At 70.2% G+C, this 14,715-nt stretch carries 17 protein-coding genes; 5 read left to right on the plus strand and 12 right to left on the minus strand.

Features of this window, described 5'->3' with window-relative positions:
* Positions 1–130 precede the first annotated feature (130 nt).
* Positions 131–1,819, plus strand: coding sequence for a hypothetical protein (locus tag ACGFIS_RS30880; RefSeq protein ID WP_392910754.1), 1,689 nt, complete (start codon positions 131–133; stop codon positions 1,817–1,819).
* 5 nt (positions 1,820–1,824) lie between these two features.
* On the plus strand, positions 1,825–2,082 hold the full coding sequence (locus tag ACGFIS_RS30885; RefSeq protein WP_392910752.1) for a hypothetical protein: 258 nt from the start codon (positions 1,825–1,827) through the stop codon (positions 2,080–2,082).
* A gap of 114 nt (positions 2,083–2,196) precedes the next feature.
* Here ACGFIS_RS30885 and ACGFIS_RS30890 read toward each other — a convergent pair whose 3' ends face one another.
* Complete coding sequence (locus tag ACGFIS_RS30890) at positions 2,197–2,550, minus strand: ArsR/SmtB family transcription factor (RefSeq protein ID WP_392910750.1); 354 nt, start codon at positions 2,548–2,550, stop codon at positions 2,197–2,199.
* A 52-nt stretch (positions 2,551–2,602) separates the two neighbouring features.
* On the opposite strand from ACGFIS_RS30890, the gene ACGFIS_RS30895 reads away from it, so the two are divergent.
* Positions 2,603–3,349, plus strand: coding sequence for an SDR family NAD(P)-dependent oxidoreductase (locus tag ACGFIS_RS30895; RefSeq protein WP_392910747.1), 747 nt, complete (start codon positions 2,603–2,605; stop codon positions 3,347–3,349).
* 53 nt (positions 3,350–3,402) lie between these two features.
* Here the strand turns inward: ACGFIS_RS30895 and ACGFIS_RS30900 are convergent, their stop codons facing one another.
* On the minus strand, positions 3,403–3,771 hold the full coding sequence (locus ACGFIS_RS30900; protein WP_392910746.1) for a DUF4440 domain-containing protein: 369 nt from the start codon (positions 3,769–3,771) through the stop codon (positions 3,403–3,405).
* Positions 3,768–4,550, minus strand: coding sequence for an SDR family oxidoreductase (locus ACGFIS_RS30905; RefSeq protein ID WP_392910745.1), 783 nt, complete (start codon positions 4,548–4,550; stop codon positions 3,768–3,770). The genes ACGFIS_RS30900 and ACGFIS_RS30905 overlap by 4 nt, the downstream gene beginning before the upstream one ends.
* Positions 4,551–4,591: 41 nt before the next feature.
* Here ACGFIS_RS30905 and ACGFIS_RS30910 point away from each other — a divergent pair, with 41 nt between their 5' ends.
* On the plus strand, positions 4,592–5,536 hold the full coding sequence (locus tag ACGFIS_RS30910; RefSeq protein ID WP_392910743.1) for an AraC family transcriptional regulator: 945 nt from the start codon (positions 4,592–4,594) through the stop codon (positions 5,534–5,536).
* A 70-nt stretch (positions 5,537–5,606) separates the two neighbouring features.
* Here the strand turns inward: ACGFIS_RS30910 and ACGFIS_RS30915 are convergent, their stop codons facing one another.
* The gene (locus ACGFIS_RS30915; protein WP_392910741.1) at positions 5,607–6,485 is read right to left on the minus strand and encodes an alpha/beta fold hydrolase; all 879 of its coding nucleotides are present in this window, start codon (positions 6,483–6,485) and stop codon (positions 5,607–5,609) included.
* Between the two features lie 69 nt (positions 6,486–6,554).
* Here ACGFIS_RS30915 and ACGFIS_RS30920 point away from each other — a divergent pair, with 69 nt between their 5' ends.
* The gene (locus ACGFIS_RS30920; protein ID WP_392910739.1) at positions 6,555–7,241 is read left to right on the plus strand and encodes a glycerophosphodiester phosphodiesterase; all 687 of its coding nucleotides are present in this window, start codon (positions 6,555–6,557) and stop codon (positions 7,239–7,241) included.
* 73 nt (positions 7,242–7,314) lie between these two features.
* Here ACGFIS_RS30920 and ACGFIS_RS30925 read toward each other — a convergent pair whose 3' ends face one another.
* From ACGFIS_RS30925 to ligD (ACGFIS_RS30960), 8 genes are all read right to left on the minus strand, one after another.
* Positions 7,315–8,820 (minus strand): DEAD/DEAH box helicase, encoded by a 1,506-nt coding sequence (locus tag ACGFIS_RS30925; RefSeq protein WP_392911056.1) that lies wholly within the window; start codon positions 8,818–8,820, stop codon positions 7,315–7,317.
* A 533-nt stretch (positions 8,821–9,353) separates the two neighbouring features.
* The gene (locus ACGFIS_RS30930; RefSeq protein WP_392910737.1) at positions 9,354–9,662 is read right to left on the minus strand and encodes a GlsB/YeaQ/YmgE family stress response membrane protein; all 309 of its coding nucleotides are present in this window, start codon (positions 9,660–9,662) and stop codon (positions 9,354–9,356) included.
* Positions 9,663–9,773: 111 nt separating this feature from the next.
* Positions 9,774–10,007 carry a DUF3107 domain-containing protein gene (locus tag ACGFIS_RS30935; protein WP_392910735.1) on the minus strand — a complete coding sequence of 78 codons (234 nt, stop codon included), beginning with the start codon at positions 10,005–10,007 and terminating at the stop codon, positions 9,774–9,776.
* 154 nt (positions 10,008–10,161) lie between these two features.
* Positions 10,162–10,791, minus strand: a complete 630-nt coding sequence (locus ACGFIS_RS30940) for a TetR/AcrR family transcriptional regulator (protein WP_392910733.1) — start codon at positions 10,789–10,791, stop codon at positions 10,162–10,164.
* A gap of 233 nt (positions 10,792–11,024) precedes the next feature.
* Positions 11,025–11,231 (minus strand): hypothetical protein, encoded by a 207-nt coding sequence (locus tag ACGFIS_RS30945; RefSeq protein WP_392910731.1) that lies wholly within the window; start codon positions 11,229–11,231, stop codon positions 11,025–11,027.
* Between the two features lie 40 nt (positions 11,232–11,271).
* Complete coding sequence (locus ACGFIS_RS30950; protein ID WP_392910728.1) at positions 11,272–12,597, minus strand: dihydrolipoyl dehydrogenase family protein; 1,326 nt, start codon at positions 12,595–12,597, stop codon at positions 11,272–11,274.
* Positions 12,598–12,718: 121 nt separating this feature from the next.
* Complete coding sequence (gene ligD / locus ACGFIS_RS30955) at positions 12,719–13,627, minus strand: non-homologous end-joining DNA ligase (protein WP_392910725.1); 909 nt, start codon at positions 13,625–13,627, stop codon at positions 12,719–12,721.
* Between the two features lie 14 nt (positions 13,628–13,641).
* On the minus strand, positions 13,642–14,616 hold the full coding sequence (gene ligD, locus ACGFIS_RS30960; RefSeq protein ID WP_392910723.1) for a non-homologous end-joining DNA ligase: 975 nt from the start codon (positions 14,614–14,616) through the stop codon (positions 13,642–13,644).
* Positions 14,617–14,715 lie beyond the last annotated feature (99 nt).

The following is a 14,715-nucleotide window of genomic DNA, read 5'->3' on the forward strand; positions in this document are numbered from 1 at the left end:
GAACTTGACGGGGCATGTCGGATTAGTTCAGTCTCTCACCAGGTAAGTGGGCACCGACACCCCGCATGCGACTGGACACCGTTCGGCATCGGTGCCGCTTTCGCCCGGCAGTCGAAAGGGCTGACCAAGCGTGGGTGTCGACCAGACGGACAACGGCATTGATGACGGTGCCGAGAATGTCGAGAAGCCGCCCGCCAAGGACAAGGCATGGCGACCTGCGCCTGACCGGCCGGGCTCGCCCGGACAACCGTCCCGCCTCGAAAGCCACAAGGCAGCCGCAGCCGCCCGTGAAGCCGCGACCGAGCAGCGGGACGAACGCGACGACAAGCAGCCCCCGCCTGCCGGGGAGAAGCCCGGCGCCGCAACTCAGGAGAAGCCCGGCCGAGCGGAGACGGACACTGCGGACCGCGAGACCCGCGACGCCGAACCCGAGTCCGGCGACCGGTCACGCGACGACCGGCCCCCGGCCGAAGCGCCGGGTGAGGACATGGGACGGCAGACGGAGCAAGACCGCCCGACCACGCAGGCAGTTGAAGACAAGGGCGAGGCCGACGCTCCCACAACAGATGACCGGCCAGGCTCGGAGCGGCCGGAGCGAGTCGCGGAGGCGGACGCCGAGGACGAGCCCGGCGATGCCCCCGCATCGGATACTCAACCGGAGCCCGAAGGCCAGCCGGAGAAGCCCTCGGGGCGGGACGTGTGGGAGGAGTTCGCGAGCAAGCCGGCGACCTATGAATTGGACGGCCGTCAGTTCGGGTTCCGTACCTGGGGCGAAGAGTTCGCGGCTCGCCGGGCGTCCCGGGAAGCGCGACAGGCCCGCGAAGCCGAGTCGCAGGATGGGCCGTCGGTCCCAGACCAGGCTTCGCCCGAAGAACCGAAGAACGCGACCGACACGGGTACGGGCCGACCCGGTGCTGAGAACCTTGGGCCAGGTACCCCCGCCGACGCCAAGGCGAAGGCGGGCGAAAAGGGCGATCCGGGAACCGGTGCCGCCGACACCGATGAGTCCGCCGAGCCCGAGACAACAGGTCAAGACGCCGCGTGGCGCGAACATGTCGACGCCATGAGAGCCAAGTGGGCCGACCTCCAATCGGAGCAGGTCCCTGACCGCGCGCCGGAAAAAGACGACCAAGGCGACGGACTCCAGCGAGAAGGCGCGAGCGACGGGGGTCTCTCCGGAGACGAACCCGGCTCATGGCGCGCGGATAGCGGTCGTTATCTGAACTATGAGGAGAACTATTCGGTTGATGGGGCTTTCGACCGCATGAGCGGGCGTGAAACAGGCATCACCGAAGGGCTCCAAGTCAAGGAAGCTGAGGTGGATGGGGCGAAGCTGGTTGGGCTTGAGTATCGCCTCAAAGGGGAAGAAAGGTTCAAGGAGAAGGTCGCGGAACAACTTGCTGCCGATCTCCGCGAAGATCCTCGCGGGGTCGCCGAATCAATTCCAGATGCATTGCGCTACACCTATCAGTTCTCCAGTGAGGACTATGTGCGTGGATATGGCGAGGTCAGGGATCGCCTTGAACGAAGTGGCTTTGAGATGGTGCAGAGTCGAAACTTTTGGGGCGAGTCAGAATATAAGGGCATCAATTCTCGCTGGCGGGCACCAGATGGCCAGTTATTTGAAGTTCAATTCCATACTCCTGAGAGCTTTGAGGCTAAACAGTTGACTCATGGTGCCTATGGGCGCATCAGGGATCCGAATGCTGATCCGCGCGAGGTTGAAAGACTTGATAACTTCCAGCAAGAAGTATCGTCCGGGATTCCGGTGCCGGAAGGCGTCCTCAATATATCGAATTACCGTAGAGAGGGGTACTGAGGCGAATGTCCGAAGAATATGTTACCTACTATGCCATTACGGGCGGCGGAAATACCGTTGACGACCCACGTGGCATCGTGCGGCGTCGCAGACCAGCGGATGGCGGCATCCTGGACGAGGCTCTCGAAAGGGATCTCGAATGGCATCGAACCGGCGTCATCGCTGAGTGGAAGCGAGGCAACTTTGCTCGGGAGCTTGAGGAGGTCAGTGAAGAGAGGGCGATGGAGATTGTCGACGCATTCCGTGCGGATGGCCCCTACTGAACGGTCCAGCAAGAGGGCGGTGATGCACCAGGACGGTCGTCCCCGCTCCATTCACTTGCGGCATGATGGGCTACTTCGCGTCCCGAGCCGGCATTACTGCTTCGTCCGCCGCCTTCAGCCGGCGTCCCGATCGGACGCCAGCCCGACGTGAGCCCCCACGTCATCGTCGCGTGCCGCCCGGAGCACGGCGTCCACCAGGCCCGGGAAGCGGGTCTCCAGATCGTCCCGCCGCAACTCCACGAAACAGCGCGTCCCCTCCTGGCGTGTTCGCGTCACCCCGGCATCGCGCAGGACGCGCAGATGATGGCTCAAGGTCGACTTCGCCACCGGCGCCCGCAACTCACCCCACCCGCGCTCACGGCCATCGGCGAGTATCCGTACGAGCCCCATCCTGATGGGGTCGCTCAGGGCACCCATCACCCCCACAAGTCCGATCTCATCCAGATCGGGGTGGTGCGCCTGCTTCATGACCCCATGCTAACTTGTTCGATGTTCGCCGAACATCGAACAAGGAAGAGTCGTGGACTTCACCGACACCGCAGTCATCGTCACCGGCGCCGGGTCGGGCATCGGACGCGCCGCCGCCCGCCTCTTCGCCGGCGCCGGCGCCCACGTGCTGGGCGTCGGACGGCGCGAGGACGCCCTCGAAGCGACCGCCGCCGACCACCCCCGAATCGCCGTCCACCCCGCCGACCTGCGCACCCCGGAAACCGCGCAAGGAGTCATCGACGCGGCCATCGCGCGATGGGGACGCCTGGACGTCCTGGTCAACAATGCCGGAGCGACCAAGATGATGCCGCTGACGGAGACCACGGCCGAAGGCATCGCGGGCCTCTTCGACCTCAACGTCACCGCACCGAGCCTGCTCGCCGGCGCCGCCCTGCCACACCTGCGCGACGCCGAGGGCACGATCGTCAACGTCTCCAGCACCTACGGCCATCGTCCGCTCCCCGGCGCCGCCCACTACGCCGCGTCCAAGGCCGCGCTCGAACACCTCACCCGAAGCTGGGCGCTCGAGCTGGCCCCCGACGGCATCCGCGTGAACGCCCTCGCCCCCGGCCCGACCGAAAGCGAGGCCCTGACCGCGGCCGGCCTTCCGCAGCCAGTGGTCGACCAGATCAAGCAGGAGGAGGCGTCCCGCATCCCCCTCGGCCGGAGAGGCGACCCCGAAGAGGTCGCGGCCTGGATCCTCCGCCTGGCCGACCCGCATACCACCTGGCTGACCGGCCAGACCCTGACCATCGACGGCGGCCTCGAACTCACCTGACGCGACCACGCATTCCGTCGCCCCGGATTCCCTCGCTTTCACACGACCGCTGCTCAGTGTGTCCAGGATTCGTGGAGGCTGCGCCAGAGGAGGCCGTTGCGGGCGGCCGGGGCCGGAACCATGATCGCGACGGCGCGCCGGGCGGTGTCGGGGTGGTGCTCCTCGTACGTGACGACGGTCAGGTCGTCGCGGTCCAGGAGCACGCGTGGTTCGAGGATCCGGATGCGCAGGCCCGGTGCGGTGCCGTGGGCCTCGTCCATGACGGTGCGCAGATCCCCGAGCGTGAGCATCGCGCCGTCCGGGTCGTACCAGGTGAAGTCCGGTGTGTGCATATCGAAGAAGCCGCCCAGGCCGGTCGCCGTCCCGCTCAGCCAGGACTCGATGAAGCGGTGGTGCTCGATGACCTCCTCGATGGCGTTCATCGGGCGGCCCACGTGCGGAGCGGGGTGAGTTCGACGCCGAAGAGCGCCTCCACCTTGTCCGGGTCGCCACCGTAGAAGTTCGCGTTCTCGGGGGCGGACAGCCAGCGGTAGGTGTCCGCGACGCCCGTCGCGGCGGCCTCGCCGATCATCGGGGTCATGAACGCCTGGAACGCGTCGGGCTCCAGCGGGACGTAGCCAACGCCGAGGGCGGACGCGAGTTCCGGGCCGGTGACGACGTCCTTGCCGCCGATGTCGACCGAGGTTCCGACGAGGTCGTCGCGGTCGAAGGCGGCGGCGGTGAGGGCGCCCAGGTCGTCGTGGGCGAGCCAGGCCACCCGGTGGCCGGGCGGGATCGGGTACGGCAGGACACCGTCGGCCGGGTGGAGGTTCTCCAGGTAGACGGGCGGACACAGCACGACGGTGGGGATGCCGGAGTCGAGCAGGGCGTCGGCCGCATCGCGCCTGGTCTCGAAGGCGGCGACGGACGTGCGGGTCGCGGGCAGCCGGTTGCCGGTGTTGAGGACGAGCCGTTCGCAGTGGCGGGCCGCGGCGATGATGTTGTCCACGTACCGTGCCACGAGGTCCCGGTCGAACACCATGGGCAGCGTCACCGACGCGCGGGACACACCCCCGAAGGCGTCCCGCACGGCCGCCGGGTCGGCGAGGTCGCCGTGCTTGCGGCTGAAGCCGCGGATGCTGTGCCCGTCCCGTTCGAGATGTTTCGCGACGGCGCCGCCTTGCGCGCCGGTCGCGCCGATCACCAGGTATGTCTCAGTCATGAGGCTCAGCGTGCCGGAGGCGGGGAGTACCTTCTATAAGTGTGAATCCTGGTCTGATTAACGATCGTCCAGCCGATCTTCTTGATGAGCTGCTCGCTCCGCTGCGGCTGGAGGGCGTGTTCGTCAGCCGCTGGGAGGCGCGGGCGCCGTGGGGGTTCCGGGGTGACCAGGAGCGCAACGCGATCCTGCACTACGTGCGGTCGGGCGAGTGCGCGATCACGATGCCCGGGTCGTCCGAGCCGGTCATGCTGGGGCCCGGCGAGCTGGCGGTCTTCCCGTACGGGACGGCGCACGAGCTGGCCGACCGGCCGGGACGCGCCACGACCCCGCTGGACCTGATGCTCCCCGGGCGTCCGGCGGGGAGCACGACAGAGGTGCGGGTGGACGGGCCCGGCGGCGTGACCGATCTGCTGTGCGGCGGCCTCCACTACGACGAGGCCGCGATGTCGCCGCTCTACCGGTCGCTGCCGGAGATCATCGTGCTCGACCGCGAGGTGCTGGCCGGCGAGCCGCTGCTGTCCGGGACGCTGGAGGGGCTGACCGAGCGGTACGGGGGACTGGCCGCGCTGCGCGCGTTCGAGCTGGTGTTCGTGCTGGCGCTGAGGGTGGCGCTGGAGCGCGTCGGCGGCATGCCGCCGGCACTGCGCGACCCGGCGGTGGGCCGGGCGCTGCTGGCGATCCAGACCCGGTACGCCGAGCCGTGGACGCTGGAGTCGCTCGCCCGGGAGGCGCGGATGTCGCGGTCGGCGTTCGCGGCGGCGTTCACCCGGCTGGTCGGCGAGGCGCCCGCCCGCCATCTGGCCGGACGGCGGATGCGGGAGGCGGCCCGGCTGCTCGCCGAGACGGCGACGCCCCTGGCGGCGATCCCCGAATTGGTCGGGTACCGCTCGTCGGTGGGCTTCCACCTGGCGTTCCGCCGCCATTCCGGCGTCCCGCCCGGCGAGTACCGCCGGTCGGAGCAGGCCATGAGAGCCAGCGTTCGATAGCTCCGCAGAGTCATCCGGAAAGTCTGGTCGGTTCGCCTCCTCCCAGGGGCGGATGCGACCGGAAGCGGTCTCAGCGAAGGTTCTGCTCGGACTGGTTCCAGAAGGCCAGGAGCGCGGCGGCCGTGGTCTCGGGGGCGTCCCAGGCGGGGGAGTGGGCGGCGCCGGGGATGACGACCTTGGACGCGTTCAGGCGCTCGGCCATCACGGCCTGCGCGGCGGGCTCCCAGGCGTCGTCGTCCTCGCCGTAGAGGACGAGGGTGCGCAGGCCCGTGCCGGCGCAGTGCTTGGCGAGTTCGTCGACGAGGTCGGGGGCGGTGAGGATCTCGTTGGACATGCAGATCAGGCCCCGCTCGGAGTTGCCGAGCGTGCGGGCCTTGATGAACGCGATGACCTCCTCCTGGAGCCCGCGCCCGGTGTAGTCGGGTTCGAGGGCGATCGACCAGATCGTCTCCATGCCGAGTTCGGGGATGGCGTCGCGCAGGGCCTTGGCCTTGTCCGCGGTCGGGCCGGTGAGGGCCGCGGGGCCCGAGCTCATCAGGGTGAACGACGCGGGGCGGACCCGGTCGGCGAGCACCGCCTCGCGGCAGACCAGACCGCCGAACGAGTGGGCGACGAGGTGCGCCGGGTCCGGGCCGAGGGCCTCCAGCAGGGCGCTGATGTCCTCGCCGAGCGCGGCCCGGGTGTAGGCGGACGCGTCGTCCGGCCCGATGGACTCGTACTGGCCGCGCATGTCGATCGACACGACCCGGCGGCCGGACGCGGCGAGGGTCTGCAGGACGGCGAGGAAGTCCTCCTTGCTGCCGGTGAGGCCGGGGACGAGGAGGGCGGGGCGGCGTTCGGGCACACCGGATCCCGGAAGGGCCTCCAGGGCGGCGAACGTGCCGCGGGAGGTCTCGATGTTCGTCCGGCGGACGCCGGGGGGCAGGGTCAGGAACCGGGGCGTACTCACGGGGAACCACACTAGTCAATGGGCGGCAACGAACACCCGTGAAAAAGTTTCGGTGGTAGCGTCGGCAGCGTGCGTCCGAAGCCTGCCATCTCCGCGCATCGCCGCGACGAAGCGGGCCTGACCGGCCTCAGCGCGGCCGCCGAGTCCGGGGCCGAGTACGTGGAGATCGACATCCGGCGGACGGGGGACGGGCGGCTCGTCGTCCACCACGACCCGGAGATCGCCGGTCTGCCGCTGAAACGGCTCGCCTACGAACGGGTTCAGGAACTGTCGCCGCGTCCCGTCCCGCTGGTCGGCGAGGCCATGCAGATCATCGCCGGCCGGGCGCGGGGGCATCTGGACCTCAAGGAACGCGGCTGCGAGCACGAGACCGTGGAGCTGGCGATCGAGGCGTTCGGGCGGGACGGCTTCGTCGTCACCACCCGCGAGGTTCTGTCGCTCGTGCAGATCAAGAGCGCCTTCCCGGGGGTGCGGACGGCCCTGTCGGTGGGACGCAACCTGTGGGAGAAGGGCGTCGCGCACGACTTCGCTCCGCTGCGGCTGATCCGCAAGGCGGGCGCCGACATGGTCGCCGTCAACCACCGGCTGGCCCGCGTCGGGGTGCTGCGCCAGTGCGGCCGCGCGGGGATCCCCGCGATGGTCTGGACGGTCAACGCCGAGCCGGTGATGCGTCGGTTCCTCGGCGACCCGCGCGTCGCCGTGCTCGTCACCGACCATGTCGACATCGCCTTGAAAGTGCGGGAAGCGCAGCCCTGAGACCGCGACTCAACCGCGAGACGACTCAACCGCGAGACCGAGCGGTGGCCTCGCGGTTGATGCTGCGCGGAACCTAGGCGCTCTGGGACGCCTCGGTGGTTCCGGTCGTCGGCTTGCCGGCGCGGGTGCGGCGGCGGCTCCTGCTGCGCTTGCGTTCCGTGGCGACCGCATCGACGACGTTGTCGTCCGCGGTGGCCTCCTTGTGCGGGGCCGGCCCCCCACGGCCCCCGGCGTCGGCCTCCGTCGCGGTGGCCTCCACGGGCTTGCCCGCGCGGGTGCGGGTCCGGTTGCCCTTGCGGCGCCGCGGCCGCGGTCGCTCCCGCTCCCGGTCCCGGTCGTGGTCCCGGCCGCGGTCATGGCTGCGGGTCTTGCCCGTCTCGCCGATGTCCTCGAGCTCCTCCGCGTCCAGCCCGGCGCGGCCGTGCCGCTTGTCCTTCGGCAGCTTGCCCTTCGTGCCCTCGGGGATGCCGAGGACCGAGAAGAAGTGCGGGGACGTGGAGTAGGTCTCCTCCGGTGTGGCGAACGGCAGGTCGAGCGTGCTGTTGATCAGCTTCCACCGGGTGAGGTCGGACCAGTCGACGAACGTGACGGCGACGCCCTCCTTGCCCGCGCGGCCCGTCCGGCCGATGCGGTGCACGTAGGTGTCGGCGCTGTCGGGGCACTCGTAGTTGACGACATGGGTGACGTCGTCGACGTCGAGTCCGCGGGCCGCGACGTCGGTGGCGACCAGCACGCCGATCTTGCCGTTGCGGAAGGCGCGGAGCGCCCGCTCGCGCTGGCTCTGACCGAGATCCCCGTGGACGGCGGCGGCGTCGAAGCCCCGCTGCGCCAGATCGGCGGCGACCCGGTCGCAGGCCCGCTTGGTCTGGCAGAAGATCATGGTCAGCCCGCGGCTCTCGGCCTGCAGGAGACGCGCGATCATCTCCGGCTTGTCCATCTGGTGGGCCTGGAAGACGTGCTGGACGACCTGCGGCGTCGCGTCCGACTCGGTGTGCGACTCGGCCCGCACATTGGTGGGACGGGTCAGGTAGCGGCGCGACAGTGCGACGATCTCGCCCGGCATGGTCGCCGAGAACATCATCGTCTGCCGCTTCGCCGGGATCCGGTCGATGATCCGCTCGATGTCCGGCAGGAAGCCGAGGTCGAGCATCCGGTCGGCCTCGTCCAGCACCAGGATCCCGACCTGCGACAGGTCGAGGTGCTTCTGCTTGACGAGGTCGAGCAGACGGCCCGGGGTGCCGACGACGACGTCGACGCCCTCGCGGAGCGCCTCGATCTGCGGCTCGTACGCGCGGCCGCCGTAGACCGACAGGACGCGGCTGCCGAGCTTGCCGCCGGCGACCAGCAGATCGTCCGTCACCTGGAGGGCCAGCTCGCGGGTCGGCGCCACGACGAGCGCCTGCGGCGCACGGCCGCCGTGCTCGATGCGCTGCAGCAGCGCGGCCCCGAACGCGAGGGTCTTGCCGGTGCCCGTGCGGGCCTGGCCGATGATGTCGTGTCCGCCCAGCGCGATCGGCAGGGCGAGCTCCTGGATGGGGAACGCTTCGACGATGCCCTCTGCTTCGAGGGCATCTGCTATCTCGGGTACGACCCCGAGTTCACGAAAGGTAGTCAGGGCTTTCAGCCTCCAATATGCGGGGTCTCCGCTCCCGGGTGCGGCGCGGCTCGCCGGAGGGCGCGGCCGTGTGGCACGCCCGCCGATCGTTTCCTTTGGCCGCGCGCTCGCGCGGGAGGGACCAGCCGTTGATCAAAATCCGTCGGCGACCGCAGTCAGGGGTTGAAAGCAGTCACTCGCTGTGGCTGCGTGCGGTCACACTCCGCGACGCAGTGTACCGACCGTTGATTACATACACCAATAGCCGATCACAGGACTCAACGTTTCCCACGTTTTCATCTATTCCATGCCCTGCTCGCCAGGGAGTATCCGCCGTCGGCGGAACCCGTCGGACGGCCCGTCGAGGGGCCTGTCAGGACGGCCACATCCGGACATCGGTGCCCGGGAACGGGGGAAGCCCCCGCCTGCAGGTGGCGGGGGCTTCCGGCCCGGTGGGGCCCGCGCTTGGTCGCGGTCGGTGCGGTCCGGCGGTGCCGTCCGGCGGTGCTGTCCGGCGGTCAGAAGGTGCCGCGGCGGCCGGGGCGCCAGCCGTGGCGCCGGCCTCGGCGGCCGTCGCCGCGGGTGTTCAGCGAGGTGAGCGCCGCCACCCCGAGCGCTGCGATCACCACGGCGAACACGACGGCGATCAGCGTGCCGGCGCCGAGTGCGTCGGCGATGACTCCGCCGACGACGGCGCCGGCGATCCCGACGAGGATCGTGAGCAGGACACCGATCGGGTTGCGTCCGGGGACGACTAGCCGTGCCAGGGCTCCGATGACGGCACCGACGACGATGAACCAGAGGATCGTCGTGAGCATGTCGATCATCCATTCCTTTCCGTGGGGCCCGGGGGCCCGTGGTCGGAGATCGATATGCCCGCTGTGCCGGAATGAAACAAAAAGCCGGTCAAGGCCCGGTGGAACGGGGTAAACCCGTGCTCACGCGTACTGGGAGCCGAAACCCACGTTGCGCTGCTCGTCCTCGGAGATCTCCAGGTAGCCGACCCGTTCGGCCGGGACGACGATCCGGCCGGCGCGGCGGTCCTGGAGCACGAAAACCCCGCGCGGCTCGGACAGCGCGTCAGCCAGCGCCTCCTGGACCTCGTCGGCCGACTGCCCGGTGTCTACCACGAGTTCCTTGGGAACGTTCTGCACACCGATGCGAACCTGCACGCGATGCTCCCGTCGTCCATCGACGTCCCGCCGACCACCGGCGGGCTCTTCTCCCGATGGTCGCACGGAGATCGTCCGACGCGCCGTCAACGGCGTTCGGCCGAGGGTGAAACCCCGGCTCGGAGGCGCCCCACGCCGCCGAGGCCCGGCCCCGTCAGGTGGACTCGGTGGAGAGGGGGAAGCCGGAGATGCCGCGCCAGGCCAGCCGCGCGATGATCTTCTCGGCGGTGTCCTTCGGGATCGCCCGGTGCTGCGACAGCCAGAAGCGGGCGCTGACCTCGGCCATGCCCACCAGGCCCATGCCGAGCAGGTGCGCCTCCTCGGCCGGGGCGTTGGTGTCCTCGGCGATGACCTGGGCGATCATCTCGGCGCACTGCTGGTTCGCGCGGTCGACGCGCGCCCGCACGGGCGCGACGTTGCGCAGGTCGGACTCGAAGACGAGGCGGTACGCCTCGCCGTCGCCGGCCACGAAGTCGTAGAAGGCCCGCATGCTCGCCTGGACGCGCAGTTTGTTGTCCGAGGTGGAATCGAGGGCGTCGCGGACGATCTTCACCAGGGCCTCGGCGTGCTCGTCCAGCAGGGCCAGGTACAGCTCCAGCTTGCCCGGGAAATGCTGGTAGAGCACGGGTTTGCTGACGCCTGCGCGCTCGGCGATCTCGTCCATCGCCGCCGCGTGGTACCCCTGCGCGACGAACACCTCTTGGGCCGCGCCGAGCAGTTGCCTGCGGCGCGCCAGTCGCGGCAGCCTCGTGCCGCGGGGGCGTGCGTCCGGGGTCGCGGTCACCACACTCTCCGATCAACGATCGTTGCGGCGGTCGGGGTGTCCGCCGCTCAGGAACAACCTCATCATCCTACGTGCGAGTAACTCCGCCGGTCACGGCCGAAGCACCTCGACGTTCCTCACTCGGGTCAGTGTATTTCCGGTGAAGACCCCGGGCATCCACCGCGGCGCCTTCCGGAAACCTTGCCGACCGTCACGGAGACCAGCGGGACCGGCGGTGCGGGGCCCGGCCGGTGTCACCGGTAGTCGTCCTCGTCGAGCGGCACCTCGAACCGCTGCTCGACCACGTCCGCCTCGTTGACGTCGTCCGGCATCTGCGCGTACCACTCGCGGGGCCGCTCCTCCTCTTCGTCGAGCGCGGCCCGCTGCTCGGCGGCATCGGCCTCGTCGGCCTCGCTCGCGCCGTCGGGTGCGGGCTGTTCCAGGTCGTCGGTCTCGCTCATCACGCGTCCTCCTCATGCGTCCTTTTCACGAACGGCTGCCTCACAGGTTCGCGGCCAGTTCCCGAAGCGGCGCCTCGACGGATTCGCCATAGGTCGGGAACGCGTGGACGACGTCGGTGAGCAGGCTCAGCGGCGTCTCCGCACGGATGGCCAGCGCGATCTCGCTCATCCACTCCTCGGCGTAGAGTCCGGCCGCGGCGGCGCCGACCAGCAGCCCGCGGGACCGGTCGGCGTACAGTTCCACCCGGCCGCGTTCGTCGGCCTCGACCGCCGCCCGGGCCGTCGCGGCGAGGTCGTACCCGGCGGTGTGGAGGTCTATGCCGAGTTCGGCGGCCTGCCTGGGCGAGATCCCCACGGAGTAGACGGTGGGCGTGGTGTAGACGACGCGGGGGACGGCGCGGTAGTCGGCCTCGCGGCGCCGCCCGAGGAGGTTGGACAGCGCCACCTGCGCCTGGTAGCGCGCGGCGTGGGTGGTGCGGGCGACCCCGGTGACGTCCCCCGCCGCCCAGACCCGGCCCGAGCCGGACGGCACCCGGCACGTCTCGTCCACCGGTATCCCGTGCCCCGGCGCGAGGGCGACGCCGAGGTTCTCCAGCCCGATCCCCTCGACGCGGGGACGGCGGCCGGCGGCGACGAGGACGCGGTCGGCGTCGAGCGTCCCGCCGTCCGACAGCCACACCCGCAGCCCGGTGTCCTTGCGTCCGGCATGACCGGCGCCGGCGCCGAGCCGCAGGTCGACGCCCATCCGGCGCAGCGCGTCGGCGAGCACCTCCCCGGCGAACGGAGCCTCCGCGGCCAGCAGCCGCCCGGACGCCTCGACGACCGACACCTGCGACCCGAACGACGCGTACACCTGCGCCATCTCGCAGCCGACCGGGCCGCCGCCGAGGATCACCAGCCGGCGCGGCAGGTCGGGCACCGACAGCGCCTCGTCGCTCGTCCACAGCGGGACGTCGGCGAGGCCGTCGACGGGCGGGACCACCGGCTCGCTGCCGGTGCAGACGACGAGGTCGTCGAAGCCGTGCCCGGCCCCGTCCACCTCGATCAGGCCCGGTTCGGCGACGTGACCCCGGCCGCGCAGGACGGTCACCCCGGCCTCGGCCATCCGCGCGACGGCGGAGTCGTCGCCGCGGTGCCCGGCCAGCGCGTCGCGCCGGGCCAGGGCCATCTCCCACGTCTCACCGCGCCGCGCCGACAGCAGCAGCGACTTGGACGGCACGCACGCGAAGTACGGCGACTCCCCGCCGACCAGGCGTTTTTCGACGAGCGCGACGTCTCTGCCCGCGCGGGCGAGACCGGACGCCACCAGTTCCCCGGCCGTCCCCCCGCCCAGCACGACGGCGTCGTAGTGGTGGTTGTCCGCCAACTGTTCATCCTTCCGGCCCGTGTCCCCGCGACCCATGGTGACGGAAGCCGGCGCCGGAGAGTGCCTATTCGAACACATAGAGCACGCGGATGTGGCAGCGGGTGAGCCAGGGCCGGGCGGGTCAGGGGAGCGGCCGGTGTTCCGTCAGCAGCGGCTCCAGGAGGTCGCCGTGCTTGTCGACGCGGCCGAGGACGTCGCCGGGGGTGAACACCAGGTCTGCGGCGTCCTCGCAGGACTCCAGCTCGTCCCAGGTGATGGGGGTCGAGACGGACGGGCGGCTCGCGGCGCGCAGCGAGTAGGGGGCGACGGTCGTCTTCGCGGGGTTGTTCTGGCTCCAGTCGACGAAGATCTTGCCCTTGCGCAGCCGTTTCTCCATCTTCGCGACGACCAGCCGGGGACGCTCCTCGGCGAGCCGCTGCGCGGCGGCCTTGGCGTACTCCGACGTCCGCTCCGCCTCGTTGGGCGCCTCGACCGGGACGTACAGGTGCAGCCCCTTCTTGCCGCTCGTCTTCGGGTACGACTCCAGGCCGTCCTCGGCGAGCACGTCGCGGAGCAGCGCCGCCACCTCGCACGCCTCCACGATGGTGGCGGGCGGACCCGGGTCCAGGTCGAAGACGACCAGATCGGGGGTGTGCACCTTGCCGCGCGGCCCGACCTTCCACTGAGGGACGTGCAGTTCCAGCGCGGCGAGGTTGGCGCACCACACGAGCGTGGGCAGGTCGTCGACGACGACGAAGTCGAGTGTGTCGCGTCCCGTGGAGCTGCCGGGAGTGGGGATCGTCGCGGTCCGCACCCAGTCAGGGGTGTGGGACGGCGCGTTCTTCTCGAAGAACTTCCCGCCGTCCACCCCGTCCGGAAACCGGATCCGGGTCGCGGCACGGTCCTTCAGATGCGGCAGCATCACCGGGGCTATGCGGGCGTAGTAGTCGATGACCTCGCCCTTGGTGAACTCGGGGTAGAGGTCCTTGTCGAGGTTGGACAGCGAGAGCTGCCGCCCGTCGACCTCCACGGTCGTCCTCTTACCGGCCACGGGTCCTCCAGGCGCTACTGCTCACTGGTGACCTCCAGGGGGTCCTTGTCGTCGCGGAGGCCGCGCCAGGAGGGGAAGCGCAGGCGGCCGTCCCGGGTGCGCGCGCTGTAGGCGACCTCCCCGACGAGTTGTGGCTCAACCCATTGGGCGTCACGGGCGAACTCACGCGGGACGGGCTCGTCGTAGGGGCTGGTGGGGCGTCGCAGGGGCCACAGCGTCTCGTACAGCTCGTCCAGGGCCCGGTCGGTGAAGCCGGTGCCGACGTGCCCGACGAAGCCCAGCAGCCCTTTGACGTCGTACTCGCCGAGGAGCAGCGAGCCGACGCCGCCTTCACGCCGCCCCTTGCCGGGTTTCCAGCCGCAGACGATGACCTCGCGCGTCATGAAGTTCTTGACTTTGAGCCAGAAGTCGACGCGCCGGCCTGGGCGGTACGGGGAGTCGAGGCGTTTGGCGAGCAGCCCCTCAAGGTGCTGCTCCCGGGTGAAGTCGAGTAACTCGTTCACCTGCGCGGTGTCGCCGCCGTGCAGGTACGGGGGGACCTCCACCGGGCCGGTTCCGGCCAGGTCCAGTTCGTCCAGCAGTGTGCGGCGGTCGGCGTACGGCATGTCGTACAGGACGTGCCCGTCCAGGAACAGCAGGTCGAAGACCACGTACCTGACGGGGACCTCCCGGATCAGCCTGGGGTCGGGGTGGGTCACGTGCATGCGGCGCTGGAGGCGTTCGAAGCTGGGCCGTCCCTCCTCGAAGGCGACGACCTCACCGTCGAGGACGACGTCATGGTGGGGGAGGAGGTCGGCGAGGGCGGACAGCTCCGGGTAGCGGCTCGTGACATCGTTGCCGCGCCGCCCCGCGGCCTGGACGCCGTCGGCGGAGACGTGCGACAGGACGCGGACGCCGTCCCATTTCAGCTCCAGTCCCCACTGCTCGCCGTCGGGGGGAAGGGTCCCGGTGGCGGCCATCATCGGGTCAACGGGCCACGGCATGGTCATACCGCCGTCTTACCCGGTCCGGCCCCGCAGAAAAGGATCAAGGGTCCGTTCTGGCGCAAATCGAACGAGGTTGCGACGCTATGAGCGGGAAACATGCCG

It is taken from the genome of Spirillospora sp. NPDC048824 (assembly GCF_043198455.1).
Taxonomy (GTDB): domain Bacteria; phylum Actinomycetota; class Actinomycetes; order Streptosporangiales; family Streptosporangiaceae; genus Spirillospora.

Excerpts from the sequence above, each read along its gene's own strand:
- ACGFIS_RS30905 (WP_392910745.1), bottom strand. The coding sequence starts at position 4,550 with ATGACTGAGACATACCTGGTGATCGGCGCGACCGGCGCGCAAGGCGGC.
- ACGFIS_RS30945 (WP_392910731.1), bottom strand. The coding sequence starts at position 11,231 with ATGAGCGAGACCGACGACCTGGAACAGCCCGCACCCGACGGCGCGAGC.
- ACGFIS_RS30930 (WP_392910737.1), bottom strand. The coding sequence starts at position 9,662 with ATGATCGACATGCTCACGACGATCCTCTGGTTCATCGTCGTCGGTGCC.
- ACGFIS_RS30890 (WP_392910750.1), bottom strand. The coding sequence starts at position 2,550 with ATGAAGCAGGCGCACCACCCCGATCTGGATGAGATCGGACTTGTGGGG.
- ligD (WP_392910723.1), bottom strand. The coding sequence starts at position 14,616 with ATGACCATGCCGTGGCCCGTTGACCCGATGATGGCCGCCACCGGGACC.
- ACGFIS_RS30885 (WP_392910752.1), top strand. The coding sequence starts at position 1,825 with ATGTCCGAAGAATATGTTACCTACTATGCCATTACGGGCGGCGGAAAT.
- ACGFIS_RS30900 (WP_392910746.1), bottom strand. The coding sequence starts at position 3,771 with ATGAACGCCATCGAGGAGGTCATCGAGCACCACCGCTTCATCGAGTCC.